Annotated in this window: 25 protein-coding genes; 21 read left to right on the top strand and 4 right to left on the bottom strand. The window is 65.9% G+C overall.

Annotated elements, in window-relative coordinates; translation table 11 throughout:
• Positions 1–6: 6 nt before the first annotated feature.
• The gene (locus ACP7AX_RS08020; RefSeq protein WP_426226041.1) at positions 7–1,272 is read right to left on the bottom strand and encodes an APC family permease; all 1,266 of its coding nucleotides are present in this window, start codon (positions 1,270–1,272) and stop codon (positions 7–9) included.
• Between the two features lie 110 nt (positions 1,273–1,382).
• Here ACP7AX_RS08020 and aspS point away from each other — a divergent pair, with 110 nt between their 5' ends.
• The gene (aspS, locus tag ACP7AX_RS08015) at positions 1,383–3,170 is read left to right on the top strand and encodes an aspartate--tRNA ligase (RefSeq protein WP_426226040.1); all 1,788 of its coding nucleotides are present in this window, start codon (positions 1,383–1,385) and stop codon (positions 3,168–3,170) included.
• Between the two features lie 70 nt (positions 3,171–3,240).
• Positions 3,241–4,032 carry a GNAT family N-acetyltransferase gene (locus ACP7AX_RS08010; protein ID WP_426226039.1) on the top strand — a complete coding sequence of 264 codons (792 nt, stop codon included), beginning with the start codon at positions 3,241–3,243 and terminating at the stop codon, positions 4,030–4,032.
• Between the two features lie 39 nt (positions 4,033–4,071).
• Here ACP7AX_RS08010 and ACP7AX_RS08005 read toward each other — a convergent pair whose 3' ends face one another.
• Positions 4,072–6,384, bottom strand: a complete 2,313-nt coding sequence (locus ACP7AX_RS08005; RefSeq protein WP_426226038.1) for a hypothetical protein — start codon at positions 6,382–6,384, stop codon at positions 4,072–4,074.
• Positions 6,385–6,555: 171 nt separating this feature from the next.
• Between ACP7AX_RS08005 and ACP7AX_RS08000 the strand changes: the two genes are divergently transcribed.
• Positions 6,556–7,353 carry a DODA-type extradiol aromatic ring-opening family dioxygenase gene (locus tag ACP7AX_RS08000; RefSeq protein WP_426226037.1) on the top strand — a complete coding sequence of 266 codons (798 nt, stop codon included), beginning with the start codon at positions 6,556–6,558 and terminating at the stop codon, positions 7,351–7,353.
• Between the two features lie 22 nt (positions 7,354–7,375).
• Here ACP7AX_RS08000 and ACP7AX_RS07995 read toward each other — a convergent pair whose 3' ends face one another.
• Positions 7,376–8,047, bottom strand: coding sequence for an acVLRF1 family peptidyl-tRNA hydrolase (locus ACP7AX_RS07995; RefSeq protein ID WP_426226036.1), 672 nt, complete (start codon positions 8,045–8,047; stop codon positions 7,376–7,378).
• A gap of 83 nt (positions 8,048–8,130) precedes the next feature.
• Between ACP7AX_RS07995 and ACP7AX_RS07990 the strand changes: the two genes are divergently transcribed.
• The 14 genes from ACP7AX_RS07990 to nusB all read left to right on the top strand — a co-directional run bounded on the left by ACP7AX_RS07990 (position 8,131) and on the right by nusB (position 21,620).
• The gene (locus tag ACP7AX_RS07990; protein WP_426226035.1) at positions 8,131–9,549 is read left to right on the top strand and encodes a replication-associated recombination protein A; all 1,419 of its coding nucleotides are present in this window, start codon (positions 8,131–8,133) and stop codon (positions 9,547–9,549) included.
• Positions 9,550–9,746: 197 nt separating this feature from the next.
• On the top strand, positions 9,747–10,373 hold the full coding sequence (gene rpsD / locus ACP7AX_RS07985) for a 30S ribosomal protein S4 (protein WP_056340296.1): 627 nt from the start codon (positions 9,747–9,749) through the stop codon (positions 10,371–10,373).
• Between the two features lie 145 nt (positions 10,374–10,518).
• Positions 10,519–10,896, top strand: a complete 378-nt coding sequence (locus tag ACP7AX_RS07980) for a DUF948 domain-containing protein (RefSeq protein ID WP_108598960.1) — start codon at positions 10,519–10,521, stop codon at positions 10,894–10,896.
• Positions 10,897–10,915: 19 nt separating this feature from the next.
• Entirely contained in the window at positions 10,916–11,161 is a 246-nt protein-coding gene (locus ACP7AX_RS07975) for a DUF6167 family protein (protein ID WP_426226034.1), read from the top strand.
• A gap of 130 nt (positions 11,162–11,291) precedes the next feature.
• Positions 11,292–13,970 carry an alanine--tRNA ligase gene (alaS, locus tag ACP7AX_RS07970; protein WP_426226033.1) on the top strand — a complete coding sequence of 893 codons (2,679 nt, stop codon included), beginning with the start codon at positions 11,292–11,294 and terminating at the stop codon, positions 13,968–13,970.
• Between the two features lie 7 nt (positions 13,971–13,977).
• Positions 13,978–14,589, top strand: a complete 612-nt coding sequence (ruvX, locus tag ACP7AX_RS07965; protein ID WP_426226032.1) for a Holliday junction resolvase RuvX — start codon at positions 13,978–13,980, stop codon at positions 14,587–14,589.
• Positions 14,590–14,608: 19 nt separating this feature from the next.
• On the top strand, positions 14,609–16,210 hold the full coding sequence (mltG, locus tag ACP7AX_RS07960; protein WP_426226157.1) for an endolytic transglycosylase MltG: 1,602 nt from the start codon (positions 14,609–14,611) through the stop codon (positions 16,208–16,210).
• Positions 16,207–17,067, top strand: a complete 861-nt coding sequence (locus tag ACP7AX_RS07955; RefSeq protein WP_426226156.1) for a shikimate dehydrogenase — start codon at positions 16,207–16,209, stop codon at positions 17,065–17,067. Before mltG ends, ACP7AX_RS07955 begins: the two co-directional genes overlap by 4 nt.
• Positions 17,068–17,093: 26 nt before the next feature.
• Positions 17,094–18,293: a chorismate synthase gene (gene aroC, locus ACP7AX_RS07950; protein WP_131684054.1), complete on the top strand. Its 1,200-nt coding sequence runs from the start codon at positions 17,094–17,096 to the stop codon at positions 18,291–18,293.
• Complete coding sequence (locus ACP7AX_RS07945) at positions 18,293–18,862, top strand: shikimate kinase (protein WP_131684055.1); 570 nt, start codon at positions 18,293–18,295, stop codon at positions 18,860–18,862. Before aroC ends, ACP7AX_RS07945 begins: the two co-directional genes overlap by 1 nt.
• Positions 18,859–19,950, top strand: a complete 1,092-nt coding sequence (gene aroB, locus ACP7AX_RS07940) for a 3-dehydroquinate synthase (protein ID WP_426226031.1) — start codon at positions 18,859–18,861, stop codon at positions 19,948–19,950. Before ACP7AX_RS07945 ends, aroB begins: the two co-directional genes overlap by 4 nt.
• The gene (locus tag ACP7AX_RS07935; protein WP_426226030.1) at positions 19,950–20,468 is read left to right on the top strand and encodes a tetratricopeptide repeat protein; all 519 of its coding nucleotides are present in this window, start codon (positions 19,950–19,952) and stop codon (positions 20,466–20,468) included. The genes aroB and ACP7AX_RS07935 overlap by 1 nt, the downstream gene beginning before the upstream one ends.
• Positions 20,469–20,646: 178 nt before the next feature.
• Entirely contained in the window at positions 20,647–21,210 is a 564-nt protein-coding gene (efp, locus tag ACP7AX_RS07930) for an elongation factor P (RefSeq protein ID WP_108600500.1), read from the top strand.
• Entirely contained in the window at positions 21,210–21,620 is a 411-nt protein-coding gene (gene nusB, locus ACP7AX_RS07925; protein ID WP_426226029.1) for a transcription antitermination factor NusB, read from the top strand. The genes efp and nusB overlap by 1 nt, the downstream gene beginning before the upstream one ends.
• Before the next feature lie 79 nt (positions 21,621–21,699).
• On the opposite strand, the gene ACP7AX_RS07920 is transcribed toward nusB, so the two are convergent.
• Positions 21,700–23,001, bottom strand: coding sequence for a PrsW family intramembrane metalloprotease (locus ACP7AX_RS07920; protein ID WP_426226028.1), 1,302 nt, complete (start codon positions 22,999–23,001; stop codon positions 21,700–21,702).
• 100 nt (positions 23,002–23,101) lie between these two features.
• Here ACP7AX_RS07920 and pyrR point away from each other — a divergent pair, with 100 nt between their 5' ends.
• From pyrR to ACP7AX_RS07900, 4 genes are read left to right on the top strand one after another with little or no spacing between them, the layout of a single operon-like run.
• Positions 23,102–23,689 carry a bifunctional pyr operon transcriptional regulator/uracil phosphoribosyltransferase PyrR gene (pyrR, locus tag ACP7AX_RS07915; RefSeq protein WP_426226027.1) on the top strand — a complete coding sequence of 196 codons (588 nt, stop codon included), beginning with the start codon at positions 23,102–23,104 and terminating at the stop codon, positions 23,687–23,689.
• Positions 23,686–24,693 carry an aspartate carbamoyltransferase catalytic subunit gene (locus tag ACP7AX_RS07910; protein ID WP_426226026.1) on the top strand — a complete coding sequence of 336 codons (1,008 nt, stop codon included), beginning with the start codon at positions 23,686–23,688 and terminating at the stop codon, positions 24,691–24,693. Before pyrR ends, ACP7AX_RS07910 begins: the two co-directional genes overlap by 4 nt.
• Positions 24,693–26,045, top strand: a complete 1,353-nt coding sequence (locus ACP7AX_RS07905) for a dihydroorotase (RefSeq protein WP_131684062.1) — start codon at positions 24,693–24,695, stop codon at positions 26,043–26,045. Before ACP7AX_RS07910 ends, ACP7AX_RS07905 begins: the two co-directional genes overlap by 1 nt.
• Positions 26,045–26,575 carry a hypothetical protein gene (locus tag ACP7AX_RS07900; protein WP_131684063.1) on the top strand — a complete coding sequence of 177 codons (531 nt, stop codon included), beginning with the start codon at positions 26,045–26,047 and terminating at the stop codon, positions 26,573–26,575. Before ACP7AX_RS07905 ends, ACP7AX_RS07900 begins: the two co-directional genes overlap by 1 nt.
• The last annotated feature ends 8 nt before the right edge of the window (positions 26,576–26,583 follow it).

Genomic DNA, 26,583 nt, shown 5'->3' with positions numbered 1-26,583 from the left:
CGCATCCTAGCCCGTGCCTGACGCAGCCTGACGGCGGAACCTGAGCACCAGGAACCTGCCTGCTGCTCCGACTGCCAGGACGGCTGCCATCCCCACGACTGACGCCGGCGGCAGGGTGAAGGCCAGGAGCAGGCAGCTGAAGAAGCCCACCACGTTGAGCCATCTGGGGGCGTGGGCCGGGTGCTCCTCGAGCGTGTAGGCCGCGGCATTGGCCACCGCGTAGTAGATCAGCACGCCGAAGCTCGAGAAACCCACCACCGTCATCACATCGGTGGTCAGCAGCAGAAGCACGACGGCGGCGGCCACGGACAGTTCCGCGACATACGGAACGGTGTGCTTGCCGCCGACCCGGGCCAGCGGGCCCGGCAGATCACGTTCCCTGGCCATCGCCAGGGCCGTCCTTCCAATGCCGGTGATGAGCGCCAGTAGCGCCCCGAGGCAGGCTGCGGCCGCACCGGCCTGAACCAGCGGAGCCCCGGCCCCGAGCCGGGAGTTGACCACGGCCTCCAGCAGGGGAGCCATGGACGCCGCGAGCCGGCCGTCGGGGAGATGGTTGAGCAGGAGCAATGCCATGGCGAGATAAATGACGAAGGCGCCGGCCAAGGCGGCGAGGATGGCCCGGGGAATGGTCTTCGCGGGATCCCTGACCTCTTCGCCCAGGGTGGCGATCCGGGCGTAGCCTGCGAAGGCAAAGAACATCAGGCCGGCGGCCGGCAGCACGCCCCCGATCCCACCGGCCGTGGCAGGGCCGGCCCCCGCTCCGGCCGGATGCGGCCCGAGGATGGCGGCAGCGGCAACAAACGCAAGGGTTGCCACCACAATCCCCAGCAGGATTTTGGTCAGGAGCGCGGTGCGGGTGATGCCGAACAGGTTGACCGCTGTCAACGCCACAACAGCTGCGATGGCGATCGGCACAGCGTAGGGCGGTGCCACGTAGTATCCGAACGTCAGCGCCATGGCCGCGCAGGAGGCCGTCTTGCCGGTAACGAACCCCCAGCCGGCGAGGAACCCGGGCCACTCGCCCAGCCGCTTCCGGCCGTAGACGTACGTGCCTCCGCTGGCCGGATACCTGGCGGCCAGGGCGGCCGAGGCAACCGCGTTGCAGTACGCCACCGCACCGGCCAGGAGAACCGCGAGGACCAGGAAGTCTCCGGCGAGGCCCGCTGCCGGGGCAAAGACCACAAAGACGCCCGCCCCCAGCATGGATCCGAGTCCGATGGCTGTGGCGTCAACTGCGCCCAGCCTCCGTTGAAGCTGCTGGTGCGGTGACATTGGGGTAGGTGCGCCTTTCCAACAGGTAAACTCAGACGGGATTGTTCCCGGAACGATCCTAAGCACTTTTAGTTCTTGTTTTCCTGCTGTCTCTTTCAGAAAGGCGTGCTGTGCTGCGCACACATGACCTCGGATCCCTTCGCTCCGAGCACATTGGACAAACCGTAACCCTGGCCGGCTGGGTAGGCCGCCGCCGAGATCACGGTGGTGTCGCATTCGTGGACCTGCGCGATGCCTCCGGTGTGGCCCAGGTGGTGGTCCGTGAAGAGGAAGTCTTCCACGGCCTGCGCAACGAGTACGTCCTCCAGATCACCGGCACCGTTTCCAAACGGCCCGAGGGCAACGAAAACCCAGCCCTGGCAACCGGCCAGATCGAAGTCATGGCGGATAAGGTGGTCATCCTCAACACCTCGGATCCGCTGCCGTTCCAGATTGACGAGCACGTTGAAGTAGGCGAGGAAGCCCGGCTGAAGCACCGCTACCTTGACCTGCGTCGCCCCGGCCCCTCCCGCAACCTCCGGCTGCGCTCTGAGGCCAACCGGATTGCCCGCGAACTGCTCCACCAGGACGGTTACGTCGAGATCGAGACGCCCACGCTGACGCGTTCGACGCCGGAAGGCGCCCGCGACTTCGTTGTTCCCGCACGCTTGGCGCCGGGCTCCTGGTACGCACTGCCGCAGTCCCCGCAGCTCTTCAAGCAGCTCCTGCAGGTTGGCGGCTTTGAGAAGTACTACCAGATCGCGCGCTGCTACCGCGATGAGGATTTCCGCGCCGACCGCCAGCCGGAATTCACCCAGCTGGACATCGAAGCCAGCTTTGTGGACCAGGACGACATCATCGCCCTGGGTGAAAACATCGTCAAAGCCCTGTGGAAGCTGATCGACGTGGAAATCCCCACGCCCATCCAGCGCATCACCTACGCGGACGCCATGGCGCGCTACGGCTCGGACAAGCCGGACCTCCGGTTCGGCGTTGAGCTGACCGAGCTGACAGAGTTCTTCAAGGACACCAACTTCGGCGTCTTCAAGGCCCCGTATGTGGGTGCCGTGGTGATGCCCGGCGGTGCTTCCCAGCCGCGCCGGACCCTGGACGGCTGGCAGGAATTCGCCAAGCAGCGCGGGCACAAGGGCCTGGCATACGTTCTCTTCAAGGAAGACGGCGAACTGGCCGGTCCGGTTGCCAAGAACCTGACTGACACGGAACGTTCCGGCCTGGCCGACGCCGTGGGCGCCAAGCCCGGCGACTGCATCTTCTTTGCCGCCGGCGAGAAATCCGCCGCGCGGGCCCTGCTGGGTGCTGCCCGCGTGGAGATCGGCCACCGCACCGGCCTGATCGATCCCGGCGCCTGGGCCTTCTGCTGGGTGGTTGACGCACCCATGTTCGAACCGGCCGCCGCCGCGGTGGCTTCCGGCGATGTGGCTGTCGGTGCAGGCACATGGACCGCAGTCCACCACGCCTTCACCTCGCCCAAGCCCGAGTTCATGGACACGTTCGATCAGGACCCGGAATCAGCACTCTCCTACGCCTACGACATCGTCTGCAACGGCAACGAAATCGGCGGCGGTTCCATCCGTATCCACGAGCGCGACGTCCAGGAACGCGTCTTTGAACTGATGGGCCTGGACCGGGCGGATGCCCAGACCAAGTTCGGCTTCCTGCTGGAGGGCTTCAAGTTCGGCGCCCCTCCGCATGGCGGCATCGCGTTCGGCTGGGACCGTGTGGTGGCGCTGCTTGCAGGTGTCGAGTCCATCCGCGACGTCATTGCCTTCCCGAAGACCGGCAACGGCTATGACCCGCTGACCCAGGCCCCCGCCCCCATCACGGCCCAGCAGCGCAAGGAAGCCGGCGTCGACTTCAAGCCCCAAACCAAAACTGAAGAGCCCAGGAAGGGCGACTAGTCCTGAACTGCGCAGTCAGAAGGCTCCCCTGGAAACCGGGGAGCCTTCTGCATCGGAAAGGTAGTACGCCGTGACCGGTCCAGCCCTGGCGGAGCTTGAGGTCCTGATGGACGCTGCCTGGCCCGCCACGGACCGCGCCGAATCAGCGGGATGGGTGCTTCGCGCGGCGGCCGGCGTGACCCAGCGCGCCAACTCGGTATGGGCCCGGGATCCCGGCAGTGACCCGCACCATCAGCTGGGTGCCTTGCGGGAGGCCCGGCGGTGGTACCGGGCACGTCGGCTTCCGCTGATCTTCCAGGTGTTCGCAGATCAGCGTTCAGCTGCCTTGAATTCGCTCCTGGACGAGCAGGGCTTCACGCGGCAGTCCGAAACCCTGATTATGACCCGTGATTCTGCCGGCGCGGGCAGCCCGGAAGACATGCCATCCGGCGTCGAAATGTCCGTGACGCCGTCTGAAGAATGGCTGCAGCTCTGGTGGAGCGTTGATGGCCGGGGCGGTGCGGCCGAGCGGGAGTCAGCCCGCACCATTTTGAGGGGCTGCCCGGCACTGTATGCGCTGGTGAGGGACGACGACGGCGTTCCCGCCGCCGTCGGCCGGCTCGCGGTTCCTGACGGTGAAAGCGGTGCCGGCGGCGTTTACTGCATGGCAACGCGACCTGATCTTCGCCGTCTCGGCCATGCCCGACGGGTGCTGGCGGCTTTGTCCGCTGCGGGAGCCGCAGCCGGGACCGGCCGGTTGTGGCTGCTCGTCACCGCCCAGAACCACGGGGCGCAGGCACTCTACGCGGCAGCCGGCTTCCGCGAAGCCGGCCGCTACCTCTACCGGCAGGAACGCCCCAAGAGGCACCTGACCGGCTGTTGAGTGCCCAGGCCCCCGACTGAGAGCAAAACCACCGGCACCTCAGGGTTCGGGAACGTCAATGCTTATTCCGAAGGCTTCCCGCCGGTCCGCAGGCCCGGCGGTGCCGGCGATCATGAGCCTCTTCCCGGCGATCCCGACGGCGGAAACACTGAGGTCCTCCTGTTCGAGGGCCCTGTGGTCCAGGGGCGCTCCCGCGAACTGCCGACCGTCGGCGCTCACCATCAGAACCGGCGTGTGACGCCGTGGCAGGCCCTGGGCTGCCACCAGCACAAACCCATCGCCGTTGACAGCGATCCGGGGGAAGGCAACGTCCTGGTCAGGCGACGGAGCCTCCAGGTCCGTTCCGGGCTCCCAGGTCAACCCGTCGTCCGCACTGGAGAACGTCGAATAGCGGTCAGGTTTTCCCATGGAGCTGTGTTGTACCAGGGCGACCGTCCGCAGCGGCCCCGCCGTGAGCGACATGACACGGGCGTCCGTGTAGCCCTCAGCGTGGGGGAGCGGTACCGGCGTCCACGTCCGGGCGTCAGAGGAAACCCAAACTGATGCCGTCCGCACCTTCTCCTCCTCGACGGACCCGCCGGCCAGTACGGCTCCGCCCGGGGTCTCCGCCAACGAACCGATGTAGCGTCCCATCGATGGACTGCCTCGAAGGCCGCTGCCCTGGACATGGCTCCACGTGGTGCCGTCCTCGGAGACCGCGATTCCCGCATGGTCGGCACCATCGGCATGGAACCAGCCGGCAGCGAGGAAGCCATGACTGGAAGGCAGCAACGCCTTCACCGGAGATGCACCATTTTCAGGGCCTGCGCCGAAGATGTTGCCGGTATATTCCGACCACGCCCCGCCCCCGGGCCGCGACCAGATAGCCGGCAGGTGGCTGTTCGGTGTCCTGCTGCTGCCCAACAGCATCAGACCGCGGGGCCCGGCCGTCAGGGTGTCCAGCGTCTGGTCGTCGTCACTGACCAGGGCAGAGTAGTTGCTGAAGTCCCGTTCGCCCTCCAGCTCCCAGATGGTTGGTTGGGAACCGACCGATCCGAAGGCCAACGATTTGCCACCGCTGCTGCTGAATCCGGTGATATGCGGGTCCCGCCCGCCAGCGAGCAGCGGAGCCGCGGCCTCCAGGGCTCCATGGCGGCCGGTGATGACTCCACCGGCGTCCACGTGCCAGAGCAGGACCTGGTCGTTTCCATGCCGGGAGTCGCTGCCGGCCACCAGGAAGCCGTCGTTCACGGCAGTCACGCCGGAATAGAGGCGGAGCCCGCCCGCGGCGGGCGCAGGCAGCTGCAGTTCGGACCAGGGCTGCCCGGCCTGCTGCAGAAGTACCTTGGGCAGATCGACGCTCACCCCGCCGGCCCTTTGGGTGGCGATCGCTCCCGCAGGACCGTAGGCGACGCCGGACTGCCGGGGAAACCCCTGCGTCTGGCTGCTCCACGAAGGGTCTGCGCCCAGTTGCCATGCTCCTCCCGGGGTCCAACTGCCGGCCATGCCCACCGGGAAGTCCTTGCGAACACGGTCTGCAGGCCACGCATGCCCTGTCACCCTGAACTCTGTACCCGACCACGCGGCAGTCCATAGGCCATTACCGAGCGGGCCGACGCCCGAGCTGTCCGGACTTGTGTCCACCCAGCTGTTCCCACCGTCGGTGGAGGAGAACGCCCGGGCATACGGCGGGCGGCTGGGATGGACTTCCTGTCCCACCAGCAGCACAGCGGCTGGCCCGGCGGCCATGCTCAACGGGTGGAAGGTGCTGTCCGCCGCGGGCAGCCCCGCCGCGGTCCCATCCCGAGCGGTCCACGCTGACCCGTCTGTGCTCTGGTACAGCGTCACGGCCGTACTCGCGGACCCGCTGTGGGGCGTGGTGGCGAGGAGCCAGCCCTGGGCCGTGCCAACGATCGCGCTCAGGCTTGTGGCGGTGGTGTCAAGAATTGCTTCGGGTTGGAGGCGGAAGTCCCTCCCGTTGATGCTGGTGAAGGCGAAAACCTCGCCATGACGGTGCCCCAGCAGGAGCCATTGCCCCTCGCGGGAGGTGGGCATGCCGGCAAGTGCCATGCCCGGATCCTCGTTGCCGTCAAACAGTACCGGCAGCCAGGAAGCGCCATTGTCCGGGGAGTAGGCGGCGCGGTGACCGCTGTGGGTTGACGTGGTGATGTCAAGGACGGCGAGGACTTCCTGCCCGCGGCTCGTCATTGCCGTCAGCGAATTTCCTGTGCGGTCTTCATTCGCCAGGGCGGTGTCGATTCCTTCTGTGTGGAACGAGAGCCGGGTCCGGTCCAGCCAGCTGCCGTCGGTACAGCCGGTGCAAAGCAGTGCCAGCGCTGCCACGGCAGCCGTCAGTCTCATTTTCAAGGTCATGTCTTCCCCCGGCTTGGTTCGGGCCACGTAAACGGCCCCTGCTGGGGAGTCTAGGCAAGAACCATGGGCGGCGCTGGCGCCGGACGCCCGGTTGTGGATAACTTCCCGAGGCTGACGAACGGTATCACTGAAGTAGTTGAAGCTTCAATCAAAATGGGCTATGATATTCCCATGACGCAGACACCAGGCCTCCCTCCCGTACTCTTCCTCAGCCATGGCGCGCCGCCGCTTGCTGACGACGCCACGTGGACCCGCCAGTTGCATGACTGGTCCGGCACGTTCAGCAAGCCCAAGGACATCCTGATGGTGTCCGCGCACTGGGAAAACGCACCCGTCACGCTCAGCGCCACGCAGCGTGACCCCGGCCTGGTGTACGACTTCGGCGGCTTCGCCCAGAAGTACTACGAGGTTACGTACGACGCCCCGCAGGCGCCTGAGCTCGCAGCGGAGGTGGGCCGGCTGGTGGCAGGACACGGCCACCACGTCGAGCGTGACGAGAGAAGGGGACTGGACCACGGAGCGTACGTGCCGCTGAAAGAGATGTTCCCGGAAGCTGACGTGCCGGTTGTCCAGATGTCGATGCCCACGCTCGATCCGCAGGGCCTGTTCAACCTCGGCATGTCCCTGGCACCGCTGCGCGACCGCGGCACAATGATCGTCGGTTCAGGGTTCACCACGCATAACCTGCGCTGGTTTAACCCCGCCGGAGGTCCGGACAGCACCCCGCCGGCAGCCTCCAGCGAATTCGACCAGTGGGCCGAAGAAGCCATGGCCCGCGGGGACGTCGACTCCATCCTGGATTTCCTGCAAAAGGCCCCGGCGGCACGGGAAGCGCACCCGCGCAGCGAGCACTGGGCTCCGCTGTATGTGGCGCTCGGCGCCGCCTACGGGTCCGGAACCCTGGAGGCCAGGACGGCAATCGACGGATTCTGGTTCGGGCTGTCCAAGCGCTCCTGGACGCTCACCTGAGAAACAGGCCGTAAGAAACAAGTCAGCCAGGGTCAGTTACCTGGATCCGGATGGCGCAGGCATCTACGGCCGCCTTCCGTAGCACCGCCGACTTCGGGTCCGGCACGTCCAGGTACGCGAGCCGCGGGAGGAGTGCATAGTCCTTCAGGAGCGGGTCTTCCAGGACGAGGTCAACCAGGGTGCGGTCCCCGCCCGGTACAACGTATTCGAACGACTGGCCGCTGAACACCAGCCGGGCCTGCCCGGCCACGGCCTGCAACAAGGCATCGGCCTGATTGGCGCGGCGGCGGGCAAACCGCTGCTGCGACTGGCCGCCGGCAGCCGTCTTCGACTGCACGTACTTGGAGCCCACCTTGGACGCCACGATCAGGCCCTCACTGGCTACCCCGATCCCGTAACCTCCCCGCCGGACCAGCACAAGTCCAACCCGGCGCGGCTGGGAGGCAAGGGCTGCAAGTCTCTCCAATGCACCGCTCCCGCGCCCCGGGCGTCCATCCGCCGGCCATGGCGCCTGAAGGAGCGCACTGGCGCCGTCGGCTGCCTCGAGCCGCACGCCGTCGTCGTCCTCTCTTACCTCAAAGCCGCCGTGCGCCGCGCTGAACCGCTCCGCCCAGCCCGTCAGCCGGGGTCCCGGAACGTAGGCCGTCCGGACGGACGCCGGACGTCCGTTGCCGGCTGCAGCGTGTGCGGTCATTGCTGGACCCCTGGTGATGGACTGGGAATTGACGGACGTCCGGACGCGGAAAACGTTGGGCGAACTAGAAGTAGCCTATCTATGTGGATGATCTCTTCGGCCAAGGGCCAGGCAATGACGACGACGACGGCGACGGCCCGCCGCCGGCCGGCGGAAGCACGGCCCGCCGGAACGCATCGCCCCGCAGCCCGTTGGCGGTCCGCATGCGGCCCCGCACCCTGGACGATGTGGTGGGGCAGCAGCACCTGCTGGGCCAGGGTTCGCCGCTGCGGCAACTCGCTGCGGGCACTGACGCTGTGGGCCCGGCAGGCCCGAGTTCGCTGATTCTCTGGGGGCCGCCCGGCACCGGAAAGACCACGCTTGCCCATGTGATCGCCAAGGGGACCGGGCGGAAGTTTGTGGAACTGTCCGCAATCACCGCGGGAGTCAAGGATGTCCGGCGGGTGATGGATGACGCCCTGACGGCCCGGGACCTTTACAAAACCACCACGGTTCTTTTCCTCGATGAGATCCACCGGTTCAACAAGGCCCAGCAGGACGCGCTGCTGCCCGGAGTGGAGAACCGCTGGGTGGTGCTGGTGGCGGCCACCACCGAGAACCCGTCCTTTTCCGTGGTCTCGCCGCTGCTGTCCAGATCCCTCCTGCTGACACTCAAGCCCCTGACCGAGGCAGACATTGAGGGGCTCCTGCAGCGGGCCGTTGCTGACGAGCGCGGGCTCAACGGCAAAGTCGCCCTGAGCGCGGAAGCGCTGGCCCACCTGGTCCGGCTCTCGGGCGGTGACGCCCGGCGGGCCCTGACGGCGTTGGAGGCGGCCGCGGGGGTGGCTTTCGGCGACGCGGATGACGTTGACACGGAGGACGCTCCCGTCACTGTTGAGCTGAAACACACCGAGCGGGCGCTCGATGTGGCAGCGGTCCGCTATGACCGGGCGGGGGATCAGCACTACGACGTCGCCAGCGCCTTCATCAAGTCCGTCCGGGGCTCCGACGTGGATGCGTCCCTGCACTACCTGGCCAGGATGCTGGAGGCAGGGGAAGACCCGCGCTTCATCGCCCGCCGCATTGTCATCTCCGCCTCCGAGGACGTGGGCATGGCGGATCCCACTGCATTGCAGACTGCCGTGGCCGCCGCCCAGGCGGTCCAGCTGATCGGCATGCCGGAGGCGCGGATCGTGCTGGCCGAGGCGGTGGTCCATCTGGCCACCGCGCCGAAGTCCAATGCCGCCTATCTGGGCATCAACAAGGCAATTGCCGACGTCCGGGCGGGCCTGGGCAACGGAATCCCGGCGCACCTGCGTGATGCGCACTACCCGGGATCCAAACAGCTGGGGCACGGCCTCGGCTACAAGTACGCCCACGACTCGCCGCACTCGGTGGCAAGCCAGCAGTACCCGCCGGATGATCTTGTGGGCCGTGACTACTACGAGCCCACCGCCAACGGCGCGGAGCGGGACATTGCCGTACGCCTCGAACGGCTCCGGAAGATCATCCGCGGCGGCTGAAATGCGGGACCACGGGGAATCCTGCTAAGATTGTTCGTTGTCTGGCAAGGCACGGACGCAATCCCCAACATCCTTCAGTAATTTCTGCTGTTTGTCGGGGTAGCCCTGTGCCCAGTAGCAAAAGGCAGCGGTTGGCCGATGCTCTCCATCGTGGAGGCCAGTAACACTGACACACCGCAGATATTGGAAGGACACAAGTGGCTAACAACACTCGTGCTCGCCGTACAGCACGCCTCTCGCGTGCACTCGGCATTGCTCTGACCCCCAAGGCCGCCAAGTACATGGAGCGCCGCCCGTACGGCCCCGGTGAGCATGGCCGTGCCCGCAAGAAGCAGGACTCCGACTACGCCGTACGTCTGCGCGAAAAGCAGCGTCTGCGCGCCCAGTACGGCATCCGCGAAGCCCAGATGACCCGTGCCTTCGAAGAAGCACGCCGCACCAAGGGCCTGACCGGTGAAAACCTGATCGAACTGCTCGAAATGCGTCTTGACGCCCTCGTGCTGCGTGCAGGCTTTGCCCGCACCATCGCCCAGGCCCGCCAGTTGGTTGTGCACCGCCACATCATGGTTGACGGCATCCGCGTTGACCGCCCGTCCTTCCGCGTCGGCGAGGGCCAGCTGGTTCACGTCCACACCCGCAGCGAAACCATGGTTCCGCTTCAGGTTGCCGCGGCCGGCGCGCACCGCGACGTCCTGCCCCAGGTTCCCGCCTACCTGGACGTCAAGCTTGACGCCCTGCAGGCCCGCCTGGTTCGCCGCCCGAAGCGCTCCGAGGTCCCCGTGACCTGCGAAGAGCAGCTCGTCGTCGAATTCTACGCGCGCTAAATACCGGCAGCGTATCCAAGGAAGCCCGTGGCAAGCGCCACGGGCTTCTTTGTATGTAAGGTACTTGGGGGACATCTGCGGAACGCATCAAGGCAGCGTGCGCGGAGGTTACGGATCCACGTCAGTTTCAAGGAGATGAACGTCTATGTCTGGTGGCGATATTGCCGGCCTGATCGCGGCCGGAGTGTTTGCGCTCCTGGTGCTGCTGCTCGCTGTGCCCATCCTGAAGCTCGGCAGTGTGTTTGATGAAATCAGGACTTCCATCCGCTCCATCAGCGACGGCGCCACGCCCCTGATGGACGAGGTCACTGCCACGGTGTCAACCACCAACCAGCAGCTGAAGAAAGTGGATGGCATCGCCTCCAACGTTTCCGATGCTTCAGCTAACCTCTCCGCGCTGTCCTCACTCGTGGCTGCCACCGTGGGTTCACCCCTGATCAAGGTAGCCGCCTTCAGTTACGGCGTGCGCACTGCCCTCGCCTCCCGCAAGAAGCCAGCCGCCGCCGGCCGGCGCAGCCGCTAGAGCACCCGGAGAAACTGATATGAAACGACTTGTCTGGATGGGAATCGGCGTAGCGATCGGAGTCATCGCATTCCGAAAGGTCAGCGAAGCCCAGTCCAACCTGGGACCCGAAGGCCTCAACCGGGCGGTAGGCCGGCTGGCGGACGGCTTCTACGACTTCGCGGACGCGGTCCGGTCCGGCATGCACGAGCGTGAGACCGATCTCCGCAGTGCACTTGGCGTCGATGCCACGGCCGCTCCCTCGCGGGAAGCGGCCCGGCGCTGAACCACCGGCCGTAAAACGCGCGAGAATTAAACCAGCGGTCCGGACTTTCCGGAACGGTTCGCCGGAACTGCTGTCTGAATTAAACGCTCACGCCGCCGTGCGTGAACCAAGAAGGGTATGTAATCAGCTCATGAAGTCGCAGGAGATCACAAAGCGCTGGGTGGACTTTTTTGTCAGCAAGGGCCACACCGCCGTTCCCTCCGCCTCGCTGGTCTCCAGCGACCCCTCACTGCTGTTCACGGTGGCCGGCATGGTCCCGTTCATTCCTTACCTCACGGCCCGCGAAGAAGCGCCGTACTCCCGCGCCACCAGCGTCCAGAAGTGCATCCGCACCGGCGACATCGAGGAGGTGGGCAAGACTGCCCGCCACGGCACCTTCTTCCAGATGTGCGGCAACTTTTCCTTCGGCGATTACTTCAAGGAAGACGCCATCAAGTTCGCCTGGGAGCTGCTCACCATGAGCGTTGACGACGGCGGGTACGGCCTGCCGCCCGAGCGGCTGTGGGTGACCGTCTACGAAGAGGACGATGAAGCCAAGGAACTGTGGCTGAAGAACACCGGCGTCCCGGCTGAGCGCATCCAGCGGATGGGCAAGGCCGATAATTACTGGCACACCGGCCAGCCCGGGCCGGCCGGGCCCTGCTCGGAAATCTACTACGACCGGGGACCTGCGTACGGCGTTGAAGGCGGTCCGCTGGCCGACGAGAACCGCTACGTGGAGATCTGGAACCTGGTGTTCATGCAGTACCAGATCGACAACGTCCGCTCCAAGGACGAGTTCGACATTGTGGGTGAACTGCCCAAGAAGAACATCGACACCGGCCTGGGCATGGAACGCCTTGCCATGATCCTGCAGGGCGTCGAGAACATGTACGAGACCGATCAGGTCCGGCCTGTGATCGACAAGGCAGCGGAGCTTTCCGGCCGGGAATACACCTCGGCTGAAACGCCCGATGATCCGCACCACACGGACGACGTCAGGATGCGCGTGGTGGGGGACCACATCCGGTCCGCCCTGATGCTGATAGCCGATGGCGTGACCCCCTCAAATGAAGGCCGTGGCTATGTCCTGCGCCGCCTCATCCGCCGCGCCGTGCGCTCGATGCGGCTGCTCGGCGTGGAAAAGGCCTGCCTGCCGGACCTGCTGCCCGAATCCCGGGACGCCATGAAGGGTGTCTACCCGGTGGTGGCGACCGATTTCGACCGCATCAGCCGGATCGCCTACGCCGAGGAGCGCGCCTTCCTGCGCACCATCGCCTCGGGCACCGCACGCCTGGAGGACGCCGTCACGGAGTCCAAGGCCGCAGGCCAGCCCCTTTCCGGCGCCGACGCCTTTGCCCTGCACGACACCTATGGTTTCCCGATCGACCTCACGCTTGAAATGGCGGAGGAAGCCGGGCTCAAGGTGGATGAACCCGAATTCCGCCGTCTGATGCTTGAACAGCGCCGCCGCGCCCAGGCAGACGCCAAGGGCAAGAAGGGCGGCCACGCCGATCTCAGCGCCTTCCAGGAACTCCTGGGCCAGGGCGAGACGGTCTTCACCGGCTACTCAGATCTGGACGGGGAGTCGCGGGTCCGCGGGATCCTCAGCGGCGGCCGCCCCGTGGCACAGGCCTCCACGGGCGACAAAATTGAACTCGTCCTCGCCGAAACGCCCTTCTACGCCGAAGCCGGTGGCCAGGCTGCCGATACGGGCCTCATCACCGGTGACGGTTTTGTGGTCGAAGTCCTCGACGTCCAGCGCCCGCTGAAGGGACTCAGCGTCCACAAGGCCATTGTCCGCGAGGGCGAGATCGGCTCCGACGTCCTGGTCAAGGCTGCCGTGGACCGGGAACGCCGGCACGCTGCCGAGCAGGCGCACACCGGCACGCACATTGTGCACGCCGCGTTGCACCAGATCCTCGGGCCGGAAGCCACTCAGCGCGGCTCCTTCAACAAGGCAGGCTACCTGCGCTTCGACTTCGCCTGGGGCGAAGGGCTCAGCGCCGCCACCCGCTCCGAGATCGAGGAAGTATCCAACCTCGCCATCCGCAACAACTACCACGTGGACACAAAGGTCATGGGGCTGGCCGAGGCCAAGGCCCTTGGCGCCATGGCGCTGTTCGGGGAGAACTACGGCAGCGAGGTCCGCGTTGTGGAGATCGACGGCGCCTGGTCCCGTGAGCTCTGCGGCGGCACACACGTAGCCAACACCTCCCTCATCGGCAGCCTCTCGCTGCTGGGCGAGCAGTCCGTCGGTTCAGGAAACCGCCGGGTTGAAGCCTTTGTAGGCATGGACGCTTTCCGCCACCTCGCGGCCGAACGGGCCCTGGTGACCGAACTGACCGAACTGCTCAAGGTCCCCTCCGGCCAGCTTGCGGACCGGATTGCCAGCACACTGAACAAGCTCAAGGCCACGGAGAAGGAACTCGACCGCCTGCGGAAGGAACAGCTCTCTGCGGCTGCAGCCGGCCTGGTGGGCACCGCCAAGGACGCCGCCGGAGTCAAGGTCATCGCGCACGACGCCGGCCAGATCGGCGGCGCCGACGACGTCCGCAACCTCGCGCTGGACCTGCGCAACCGGCTCGGTTCGCAGGCGGCCACCGTAGCCGTGGCAGGTGTCAGCAACGGCCGCCCCATGATCCTGGTGGCCACCAACGAGGCAGCACGGGAATCCGGGGTTAAGGCCGGAGCCCTGGTGCGCCTTGCCGCGGGAATCCTCGGCGGCGGTGGCGGCGGGAAAGACGACGTTGCCCAGGGCGGCGGCACGGACGCCAGTAAGGTCGCACCGGCGCTTGCCGCCGTTGTGGACGCCATTTCCAGGCGATAAGGATCCAGTGACACAAGCACACGCAGCCGGCGGCTACCCCCAGGGCATCAAACTGGGTATAGACGTGGGCACGGTCAGGGTAGGCGTGGCGGTCTGCGACCGCGAAGCCATCCTGGCTACGCCGTACAAGACTCTGGATCGGAACGCCAAAAAGAACTCCGACGTCCGGGTCATTGCCACGCTCGTGGAGGAACTCGGCGCCGTTCAGGTCATTGTGGGGATGCCGCGGACCATGAAGGGCGAGGAACACGCGTCCGCCCGCATGGCAACCGACTACGCCGAACTGCTGGTGGCAGCCCTCGCCGGCCGCGGCCTTGACGTTCCCGTGAACCTGGTGGACGAGCGCCTCAGCAGCGTCACAGCCCACCGGAACCTTCACGAAGCTGGCATGAGCAGCCGGAACCACCGTAAAGTGGTGGATCAGGTTGCGGCTGCCGGTATTCTCCAGCACGCCATCGACATGCAAAAAGCCAGGGGAGCGGACGTAGGCACCCGCGTGGGCGCACCGCCCGAACACCGGCCTTCCGGAGCAGCCTCGGCAGCTGAGCGCACCGAACCCCGCCCGGAAGACCAGTCAAGATCTCAGAACACGGAAGGCTACAGTGAGCCCGTCCTATAACGGCGACGCCTCAGACACCATGGGAAACGATGGTGCCAGGCCGCTGACCCGCAAGGAACTCCGCGAACAGGAAAAGGCGTTGCAAACCGAAAGCAACGACGCCATCCCTGAGCAGGCCTACGAAACGGGTCACGACGATCCGGAAGCAGTGGAGGCACAGCCCGCTCCTGAAGCAGTGGAGGCACAGCCCGCTCCTGAAGCAGTGGAGGCACAGCCTGCTCCGGAAGCCGGGCGTGCTATTCCGGCTGTTCCTGAATCCGCCCCAACCATCGAGCACGTGGCGCCGGCGCGGCTGGAACCATCAGAGGCCCACGGCGAAGAGGCATGGCCTGAGTCCCACGGAGTCCATGATGCCCATGGAGTCCACGACGAGCATGTCCACCACGAAGACTACGGTCACCATGCGGGCTACGAAGTCCACGAGGACAGTGATCAGCACGCTGAATACCAGGCTGCTGACGGCCATTACTATGACGAACATCACGACGGATACCAGCCGGACGGCCACCACGATGTGGGCGTCATCGGAGCCGCAGCGGGGGCAACCGTAGTGCCTGGACCGTCCAAGAAGGTCCGCCGCCGCCGCCGCGTTCTCGCCCTGTTCCTGACACTTGCCGTTTTTGTCACTGCAGTTGCAATCGGGGCACAGTTCCTCAAGCCGCTGCTGGGCAACGACAAGCCCTCGGATTACCCCGGCCCGGGCTCAGGCGAAGTCACGGTATCCGTGGTGCCGGGGGAAGGCACCGGATCAATGGCCGCGAAGCTGGAAAACGAGAAAGTGGTTGCCAACGCAGACACTTTCCTGCAGGCGTTCGCCGCGTCGGGCGGCATCCTTTCGCCCGGCGACTACACCTTCAAGATGGAGATGAAAAACGCCGACGCCGTCAACGTCCTGCTCGGGACAGACAAGAGCAAGGTGATCTACTTCGCCTTGAGCGCGGGCCTGAGGATCGGCGAATCGCTGCAGGCAATCTCCGAAGGTTCGGGTGTGTCGCTGCAGCAGCTGAAGGAATTCAGCGATTCTCCGGCGCAGTTCGGGCTCCCGGCCAATGCCAAGAACCTCGAAGGTTTCCTGGCCCCGGGGGAGTACCGGTTCCCGCTGGGCACTCCAGCCAAGGAAATCCTGCAGAGCCTGGTCAAGGTCACTGTTGATGAGCTCGTGGCCCAGGGCATCACGGACCCCGCCAAGCAGTATGAGGCCGTCATTGTGGCCAGCATTGTTCAGGCCGAAGGCGGCCAGGCCGAGTACGGGGACGTCGCCGGGGCAATCTACAACCGGCTCAAGCCCAATGACCAGACCAATGGTTACCTTCAGGTGGACTCGGCTGTGACATACGGCCTCGGAACCAAAAGCTTCAACTTCACGGACGAAGAGCGCCAGGACAAGTCCAACGTGTACAACACCTACGCGAATCCGGGCCTGCCGCCGGGCCCGATCGGGTCTCCCGGCAAGACGGCAATCGATGCCGCCGCCAAGCCCAAAACCAATGACTACCTTTACTGGGTGACCATCAACCTGGACACCAAGGAGACCAAGTTCTCCAAGACGCTGGCCGAGCACAATGTCTACGTGGAGCAGTACAACACGTGGTGCACGGCCAACGTTGGCCGGTGCGCGTGAGCCCTCGGGCGGCCGTCCTTGGCCATCCGATCAGCCACTCCAAGTCGCCTGCCCTACACCTGGCGGCCTACGCCAAGTTGGGCGTTGACATCGGCTACACCGCCCTGGACGTCACCGAGCAGGAGCTGCCCGGCCTGATGGCACGGATCAGGACCGAAGAGGGCTGGCGTGGACTCTCAGTAACCATGCCGCTGAAAACGGGCATGGTGGCCGAGGTGGACGAAGTCCGGGGCGTTGCCCTGACGCTGGGCGTGGTGAACACGGTTGCCTTCGAGGAGCACCCTGGCTCGCGCCGGCGGATCGGCTACAACACCGACGTCGCCGGAATCGTCAACGCCGTGGTGAACGCCGGGGTCGCTGCAAGCCCTGACGCCGTCATTCTGGGCGGCGGCGGAACGGCAGCCTCAGCGGTCGCTGCGCTCAAGGAACTGGGCACACGGCACGCGCAGGTGTTCGTCCGCGACACCGCCCGTGCGGCGGATGCCCGTGCAGCCGCTGCCGCCGTCGGCCTTTCCATAGACGTCAGGCCGCTCGCTGAAGCCGCCGCTCCCACAGCACACGCCGACGTCGTCATTTCCACGCTCCCGCCGTACGGGGCCGACCAACTGGCCCAGGAAATCGCCGCACTGGGCGCCAGGACAGCGGGCGTGCTGCTCGATGTTGCCTACGATCCCTGGCCAAGCCGCATTGCTGCCGTGTGGCAGGATGGCGGCGGTTCGGTGGTTCCCGGGCTTGAGATGCTGCTCTACCAGGCGGTGGAGCAGGTGCGCCTGTTCACCGGTCTTGGCGAGGAAGTTAATGCAGCAGTCATAGATGTGATGTGTGACGCAGTCGGCCTTCCCCGACGGGCGATCTGAGTGCCATACGTGGCAGGATGGAAATTATGTTGCGTTGGTTGACAGCCGGTGAATCCCATGGTCCGGCTCTGATGGGAATTATTGAAGGCGTGCCTGCCGGTGTTGAAATCACCAGCGGGCAGATCGCCGATTCGCTGGCCCGCCGCCGCCTCGGCTACGGCCGGGGTGCACGCATGAAATTTGAGCAGGACGTCGTGACGATTCTCGGCGGCGTCCGCCACGGCCTCACCCAGGGCGGTCCGGTGGCCATCCAGGTGGGCAACACCGAATGGCCCAAATGGGAGCAGATCATGTCTGCTGACCCCGTGGACCCCGAAGTCCTCGCCGATCAGGCACGCAATGCCCCGCTCACCCGGCCCCGTCCCGGCCATGCCGATTTCACCGGCATGCAGAAGTACGGCTTTGACGAGGCCCGGCCCGTTCTCGAACGTGCCAGCGCCCGCGAAACAGCCACCCGCGTGGCCATGGGCACGGTAGCGTCCCAGTTCCTCAAGCACCTCGGCATTGAGCTGGTCAGCCACACCGTGTCCATCGCCAGCGTGACAGTGCCCGAAGGCCGCCCGCTGCCGGTCCCCGCCAACGTCATCGCGCTCGACGCGGATCCGCTTCGTTGCTTCGACCGCGAGACGTCCGACGCCATGGTTGCCGAAGTGGACGCCGCGCACAAGGAAGGCGAAACCCTCGGCGGCGTCGTCGAGGTTCTCGCCTACGGGCTGCCGCCCGGACTGGGCAGCTACGTCCACTGGGACCGGCGCCTTGACTCGCGCCTGGCCGCAGCCCTGATGGGCATCCAGGCCATCAAGGGTGTTGAAGTGGGCGACGGCTTCCTCACCGCTGCCCGCCGCGGTTCCGCCGCCCACGACGAAATCGTCAAGGACGCCGACGGTAAAATCATCCGCACCTCCAACCGCGCCGGCGGCATCGAAGGCGGCATGAGCATCGGAGACGTCCTGCGTGTCCGGGCCGCCATGAAGCCCATCGCTACCGTGCCCCGCGCCCTGCGCACCGTTGACGTCAGCACGGGGGAGGCGGCGAAGGCCCACCACCAGCGTTCGGACGTCTGTGCCGTACCGGCGGCGGGCGTAGTCGCTGAAGCGATGGTGGCGCTGGTGCTGGCAGAGGCCGTCACGGAAAAGTTTGGCGGCGACTCCGTAGCTGAGACCGCACGCAACATCAAGGGTTACCTGGACAATATTCCGGCATCCCTGGACTCGATTGGCCACTAGTGCCCCGGAGCAGCAAAGCCGGTGTGCCGGGTAAGAGGCCCATCGCCCTGATTGGGCCGATGGCGGTGGGGAAGTCCACCATCGGCCAGGAACTTGCCCAGCAACTGCACGTACCTTTTGTGGACACAGACGTCCTCATCGTGGAGAACCACGGCAGCATTGCCAGCATTTTCGCGGGCCGCGGTGAGCATGCCTTCCGGGAGATCGAGGCTCGGACCGTGGCGTCCGCCGTGGAGCACGCGGAAGGTACGGGCTCCGTCATTTCGCTGGGCGGGGGAGCGGTGCTGGATTCAGGAACACAGCAGCTCCTGGCCCGCTGCACCGTGGTGTATCTCGAATGCGATGAGGAAACGGTAGCCAGCCGGATCGCCCGGAACTCGGGCAGGCCCCTGCTCGCCGGAGATGGAATGACCCGCTGGTCCGCACTATTTGCCACCCGAAAGCCCGTTTACGAACGGCTGGCCGACGTCGTAATAGACGTCCGCCGCGGCTCGGTTACCGAGCTGGGACACCGGCTGAAGGTCGCCCTGAGCGACTACGCAGCCGCCAAACAGGAAGTTGAACAGTGAGCGTCGATTCAACAATCATCAAGGTCACCGGCGAATCCGCAGGGCAGAACTACGACGTCGTAGTGGGCCGTGGACTGCTGGGCAGCCTTCCGGAACTGCTGGGCGAACGCGTCCGCCGGGTCCTGGTCATCCACCCCCGGGCCCTGCGCCTGACCGGTGACGCCGTTCGGGACGAGCTGGCCGCCGCCGGCTTCACCTCCCTGACCGCAGAAATCCCCGATGCTGAGGAGGGCAAGCACATCCAGGTTGCCGCATTCTGCTGGCAGGTCCTTGGCCAGAACGATTTCACCCGTTCGGACGCCATCGTCGCCGTGGGCGGCGGGGCAGTCACAGACCTCGCGGGGTTTGTGGCCGCAACCTGGCTCCGCGGCGTGAAAGTCATCCACATGCCTACCAGCCTGCTGGGCATGGTGGACGCCTCCGTGGGCGGCAAAACCGGCATCAACACCGCCGAAGGCAAAAACCTGGTGGGCTCCTTCCACCCGCCCGCCGGGGTGCTGGCCGATCTGGACACACTCAAAACCCTGCCCCGCAATGAGATCATCTCCGGCATGGCCGAGGTCATCAAGTGCGGTTTCATCGCGGACCCGGCCATCCTGGAGCTGGTGGAACGTGATCCGGCGGCGGCCACAGACCCCGGATCGGACGCCCTGCGGGAACTGATCGAACGCGCCATAGCGGTCAAGGCCAAAGTGGTTTCCGAAGACCTCAAGGAATCCGGGCTCCGGGAGATCCTGAACTACGGCCATACCCTGGGCCACGCCATCGAGCTCGTGGAGCGATACTCCTGGCGCCACGGTGCCGCGGTGTCCGTGGGCATGATGTTCGCCGCGGAGCTTGCCCGCAGCGTGGGCCGGCTCAGCGATGCCGACGCCGACCGCCACCGGAGCATCCTGGACACCCTGGGGCTCCCGGTCACCTACCGGCGGGACAGGTGGCAGGGGCTGCTCGATGGCATGCGCCGGGACAAGAAGTCCCGCGGTGACCTGCTCCGGTTCGTGGTCCTGGACGGCATCGCCAAGCCGGGCATCCTCGACGTCCCGGACACGTCGCTGCTGTTCGCCGCTTACCAGGAAATCGCCTCCTGATGCTGGGCGACCTTGCCGGCACCGGCGACTGGCCTGAGGCAGGCTTCCCCGGCGTCCGGATCAACCCGTTGTCCCTGTTGCCGGAGATCGTCAACGAGGACGCCTGCGAGGCTGCGCTGGGTGCCTCCACGGATCCCGCGGACCGCGTATTCGTCCTGATCGCCGAGGGGCACCCGTCCGAAGCGGCCGAGCTGTTGGCAGAAGCCCGCTTCAAGGACCCGGAGTCTTTCCAGTTGCGCGCCTGCGAGGCCGAGCTGCTGCGGATCACACACCGAACCGACCGGGCCGTGGAGCTGTTCCGGCAGCTGCTGGCAGAGTCCCAGGGAACCCACCGCGAAGCCCTGGTCCTGCAGTACCTGGGCCGGGTGTACTACACGGTGGGCCACAATGCTGCCGCAGTTGAGGCCTTTGCCAGGGCGCTGGACCTGCGCGTGGCGCAGTCGGCCGACGCCGCCCTGATCTACTCTTCGACAGTGGCGCTGCAACGCGCCCGCGACGTCCTGGATCTGGCCTGCTGACTCGCCTGTCACGGCCCACGGCGTGGCCCCCGGGAGCCCACTGAAACGGGCCACCCCCGAACTACCGGTAGAATAGTTCTTGGATTTTTGATAAACACGCGCCTGGCGCCCTGTGGGGCGTGCCGGCCGGCATAGAACGTCTGACAACTGACCAGGCATTAGAAACCAGAGGAAACCAGTGGCAACCACTAACGACATCAAGAACGGCACGGTCCTGAAGCTCGAGGGCCAGCTCTGGAACATCATCGAATTCCAGCACGTCAAGCCCGGCAAAGGCGGCGCCTTCGTTCGGACCAAAATGCGCAACGTGATGTCCGGCAAAGTTGTGGACAAGACGTTCAATGCCGGACTCAAGATCGAGACCGCAACGGTTGACCGCCGCGATTACCAGTACCTGTACCAGGACGGCGCGGACTACGTATTCATGGACACCGTGGACTACGACCAAATCACGGTTTCCGGCGCCACGGTAGGCGACGCCACCAACTTCATGCTCGAGAACCAGATGGTCAATATCGCCATCCACGAGGGCAACCCCCTGTACATCGAGCTCCCGCCGAGCGTTGTCCTCGAAATCACCTACACCGAGCCGGGCCTGCAGGGCGACCGCTCCTCTGCCGGCACCAAGCCCGCAACCCTGGAGACGGGCTACGAGATCCAGGTTCCGCTGTTCGTTGAGAACAACACCAAGGTCAAGGTTGACACCCGCGACGGCAGCTACCTCGGCCGGGTCAGCGAGTAGTGAGCGCACGCGGTAAGGCCCGGACCAGGGCACTGGAAGTTCTTTTTGAAGCTGAACAGCGATCAGTGTCGGCGTTCGACGTGCTCAGGAGCCGGCGCGAACTGACTGATCAGATCGTCAACCCCTACACCCTGGAAATCGTGGAGGGCGTTGTTTCCCAGCAGACCGCCATCGACGAATTCCTGGAGACCTACTCCCAGGGCTGGACCCTGGAGCGGATGCCCTCGGTGGACCGCATCATCCTGCGCATCGGCACCTGGGAACTCCTGTACAACGATGACGTCCCGGACGGCGTGGCGGTCAGTGAGGCAGTGGCTTTGGCCAAGACGCTCTCAACTGATGAGTCGCCGTCGTTCATCAACGGCCTCCTGGGCCGGCTGCAGCAGCTGAAGCCTTCGCTGCTCGCCTAAGCGCAGCATTTCTCTTGGCAGAAAGGGACCGGCGTCCACCGCGGGGTGGGCGCCGGTCCCTTTCTGCGTTGTGGAGCTGTCAGCCCGCGACGGCGGCGCGCAGGGACACGATCCGGTGCAGTTGGTGCTGCTCTTCGGCCTGGTGCAACCCGATGTCCCGGCCGCTGAGGATCCGCTGCCTGATGAAGGCCAGCTGGGTGGCGGCATGCAGGAACGATTTCATCTGCGGCCGCCGGTTGTAGCCGGCCGCCCAATGCAACGCTGTCCGTCTGCCACGCGGCGTGGCCAGCAGCTCCACCTCGGCTGGGCTGAACCAGCCCGCGGCAGAGTATTCCAGGAGCCGCTGGCGCGTGAGCCGAATTTCAGCCACCCGGAGCAGGATGACGCCCACCACGGCCAGGACAAAAATCGGCACCTGGATGACGATGTACTCAACCAGGAACCCCTCGCCCATGCTGTTCCACCGGTTGTGCAGGATCATTGCCGGCAGCAGACCCACAAAAAATGCCACCACCGAGGCCCCTGAATGCCAGCGGCGGGCGGCGTAACCCATGATCAGTCCGGTGGTTCCGGTGAAGATGGCGTGGGCAAACGGTGACATCACGCCGCGAAGCAGGAAAATCTGCGCCAGATCGGTTGCCGGGCTTGCTGACTCTGCGATGGCCCGCCCGAAGTAGAGGATGTTTTCGGTGAAGGCGAAGCCACCGGCGATGGTGAAGGCAAAAACCACCCCGTCCACGGGACCGTCGAAGTGCTTCCGTGCCAGCAGCAGGAGCACCAGCAGGCCCAGCGACTTGGCGAACTCCTCGACCACCGGCGCCTGGACTGTGGCCATGTAGGTCTGCAGATCAGCTACGTCGCTGAACTGGAAGGTGAGCGCGAACACCGGCTGGATGAGGAGGGTGACCGCGACTGAGACGGCTGCACCCCAGGTAAAGGCGAAGAACAGGAGCCGCTTGGGTTCCGGTTCCCACCGGTCAATGGCGTGGACAGTCAGGAGCACGGCGGTCAGCGGGATCAGGGAGACAACGAACCCCACTGCGAACCCGCTGACCCCGGTGTTGGCCAGCAGGAACGGCACCACCAGGAAAAGGCTCAGGAACGCCAGGGCGGCACCGCCCACCACCAGAGCCAGGCCGGCCGAGCGCATTCCTCCGCCCGGACCGCCGCCGCCCGCCAGCGCGGGGCCAACGGAGGGAAGGGGAGCGCCGGCGTGGCCGGGAGCCGGGCGGTAATACTCCGGCTCCACCCGTCCCATCCAGCTGGGGTTGGCCTGCCCGGGAAAATATCCCTGTGATCCTGGTGACAGGCCGGGCTGGCTGGCGCGTTGACCGGCGTGGCCGGACTCGCCGGAATCGGGCTGGTGAGGGTGCATGGACATACTTGAAAGCCTATTCCGCCGCCGCCGGTGTGGTAATTTTGAAACGCAAATGATCCTTTTTTAATTCCGTCCCGTGAGGCGGGGAAAGGGGAGACAAGAGTTGACTGCTGTCACCAGCGCACCGGTTCCAGCCAGGGTTGTCCTCAACCAGGCGGACATAGACCGTGCACTCACTCGAATCGCCCATGAGATCCTTGAGGCCAACAAAGGGTCCAAAGACCTGGTCCTGCTGGGTATTCCCCGCCGGGGCTACCCGCTGGCCGTCCGGTTGGCACAGAAAATCGCCGCCGCTGATCCCACCGTTGACGCCACGGCCATCGTGGGCCAGTTGGATGTCACCATGTTCCGCGATGACCTTTCCCACCAGCCCACCAGGCCGCCGCTGCCCACCCAGCTGCCCCGCACCGGCATCGACAACAAGGTTGTGGTGCTGATCGATGACGTGCTCTACTCCGGCCGTACCATCCGTGCCGCCCTTGATGCTCTGATCGACCTCGGCAGGCCGCGGATTGTCCGGCTGGCCGTCCTGATCGACCGCGGCCACCGCGAGCTCCCCATCAGGGCCGACCACGTGGGCAAGAACCTGCCCACCTCGTCCGCGGAAAAGGTGCGGGTCCACCTTGCGGAAACCGACATTGATGCCAATGGCTCGGCCATCAACGAAGTGGTTATCGAGGGCGGCGCGTGAAACACCTGCTTTCCACCGAGGACCTCAGCCTGACCAACGCCATCCGTATTCTCGATACCGCCGAAGAAATGGCCGCCGTGGGGGACCGCGAAGTCAAGAAGCTCCCGGCCCTGCGCGGGCGCACTGTGGTGAACCTTTTCTTCGAGGACTCAACACGCACCCGAATCTCTTTCGAGGCTGCCGCGAAGCGGCTCTCCGCCGACGTCATCAACTTCGCCGCGAAGGGCTCCTCGGTCTCCAAGGGCGAGTCCCTGAAGGACACTGCCCAGACACTGGCAGCGATGGGGGCTGACGCCGTCGTGATCCGCCACTGGGCATCAGGGGCGCCGCACCGGCTGGCAGCCACCGACTGGATCGACGCCGCGGTCATCAACGCCGGCGACGGCACGCACGAACACCCCACGCAGGCACTGCTGGACGCGTTCACCATGCGCCGGCACTGGTCCAGGCTCGCCGGAAACGGATCCATTGGCGGGGACCTGAAAGGCATGCGTGTTGCCATCGCGGGCGACGTCCTGCACTCCCGCGTTGCACGGTCAAACGTGTGGCTGCTCCGCACGCTCGGCGCGGAAGTCACCCTCGTGGCACCGCCCACCCTGCTGCCCATCGGCGTCGAACAGTGGCCGTGCAAGGTCAGCTACAACCTGGATGAAACCCTTGAAAAGGGTGTGGACGCGGTGATGATGCTGCGGGTCCAGGGCGAGCGGATGAACGCCTCGTTCTTCCCGTCCACCCGCGAATATTCGCGCCGCTGGGGTTTCGATGACAACCGGCTCCGGACCCTGGACAGCCTGGGGCTGAAGGACACCATCATCATGCACCCCGGACCCATGAACCGGGGCCTGGAAATTTCCGCAGCCGCCGCCGATTCCCCCCGTTCCACCGTGCTCGCGCAGGTGCGCAACGGCGTGTCCGTCCGGATGGCCGCCCTGTACCTGCTGCTCTCCGGGGATACCCGCGAACCAGCCCACGCGAACGCCCATTCCACCAAGGAGAGCCACTGATGGCAGAGAACAACGGAACCTACCTGATCCGCGGTGCGGCGGTCCTGGGCTCCGAAGCCGAGGACCTGCTTATCCGCGACGGCGTGATCGCCGCCCGGGGGACCGGCGCAGCAACCAGCCCTGACGCGGCCGGCGCCACGGTGATTGAGGCTACGGGCCTGGTGGCCCTGCCCGGCATGGTGGACGTGCACACCCACCTGCGCGAACCCGGCCGCGAGGACGCCGAAACCGTGGAGACCGGCACCCGCGCCGCTGCACTGGGCGGCTACACAGCCGTGCACGCCATGGCCAACAGCACGCCGGTGGCGGACACCGCCGGCGTGGTGGAACAGGTCTTCAGCCTGGGCCGCGCCGCCGGTTGGGTGGATGTCCGCCCGGTTGGCGCTGTGACGGTGGGCCTTGCGGGGGAGCAGCTCGCAGAGCTCGGCGCCATGGCCGATTCCCGCGCCCGGGTCCGGATGTTCTCCGACGACGGCATCTGCGTCCACGATCCGGTGCTGATGCGCCGTGCGCTGGAATACGTCAAAGCGTTCGACGGCGTTGTGGCCCAGCACGCGCAGGAACCACGCCTCACCGCCGGGGCACAGATGAACGAGGGCGAGGTGTCCGCCGTCCTGGGTCTCACCGGCTGGCCGGCCGTTGCTGAGGAAAGCATCATCGCCCGGGACGTCCTGCTGGCGCAGCACGTGAACTCGCGCCTGCACGTCTGCCACGTTTCCACCGCCGGTTCTGTGGAGATCATCCGCTGGGCGAAGCAGCGTGGCATCAACGTCACCGCCGAGGTCACCCCGCACCACCTGCTGCTCACTGATGATCTTGTCCGCAGCTACAACCCCGTGTACAAGGTCAACCCGCCGCTGCGGACGGACGCGGACGTCCAGGCCCTCCGCGCAGGCCTGGCCGACGGCACCATCGACGTCGTGGGAACTGACCACGCGCCCCACCCCAGCGAGCACAAGGAATGCGAGTGGGCGCAGGCCGCGATGGGCATGACCGGGCTGGAAACGGCATTGTCCGTGGTCCAGCACGCCATGATTGAGACCGGCCTCATGACCTGGGCCGACTTCGCCCGCGTGACCTCCACCGCGGCGGCGCAGATCGGCAGGCTGTCCGATCAGGGCCGCCCGCTGGAAGCGGGCGAACCCGCCAACATCATTCTGGTGGACCCGGCCGCCCGCTGGACCGTGGATCCCGCCAAGATGGCCACCATGGGCCGGAACTCGCCGTTCGCCGGGCTGGAGCTGCCGGGAAGGGTGGTGGCCACGTTCTACAAGGGCCACCCCACCGTTCTGGACGGCAAGCTCAACACCCCGTACCGGCACCCGGCCGGGTCAACGGCGGGCGCCGCCTGATGGACAACCAGACCCTCACCCTGGTCATCACGCTGGCGCTGGTCGCCGTCGCACTGGTCCTGATCGGGATCGGCTGGCGCAACCGCCTCAGGCGGCAGGCCGACGTCGAGCCTTTGCCTGCCGTGCCGGAAGCCGCCGGTGTACCGGTGGCCCGCGCAGAGGGACAGTATGTTGCCTCCACCACCGCCGGAGACTGGCTGGACCGGATCGCCGTGCACGGCCTGGGCATCCGGACCAACGCTGTTCTCAGCGTGTTCTCCCACGGCGTCCTCTTCGACCGGTCCGGCGCCCAGGCCCTCTACATCCCGGCAGCGAGCCTGACCGGGGTCCGGCAGGAAAGCGGAATGGCCGGGAAATTCGTGGAAAAGGAAGGCCTCCTGGTCCTCACCTGGCACCTCGGAACACACGAACTCGATACCGGCTTCCGCACCCGCCGGGCCGCTGACAAAGTGGCCCTCGACGACTCCCTTCAGCAATTGATCGCCGCCGCCCACCAAGAACATTCCCAGGACCCCCAGAGTGGAAAGTAAGACAGTGA

Origin of the sequence: Pseudarthrobacter sp. DSP2-3-2b1, from assembly GCF_049895945.1 — a bacterium.
Taxonomy (GTDB): domain Bacteria; phylum Actinomycetota; class Actinomycetes; order Actinomycetales; family Micrococcaceae; genus Arthrobacter.
Note: the sequence above shows the minus strand (reverse complement) of the source record. Positions and strands in the feature narration are given on the sequence as shown.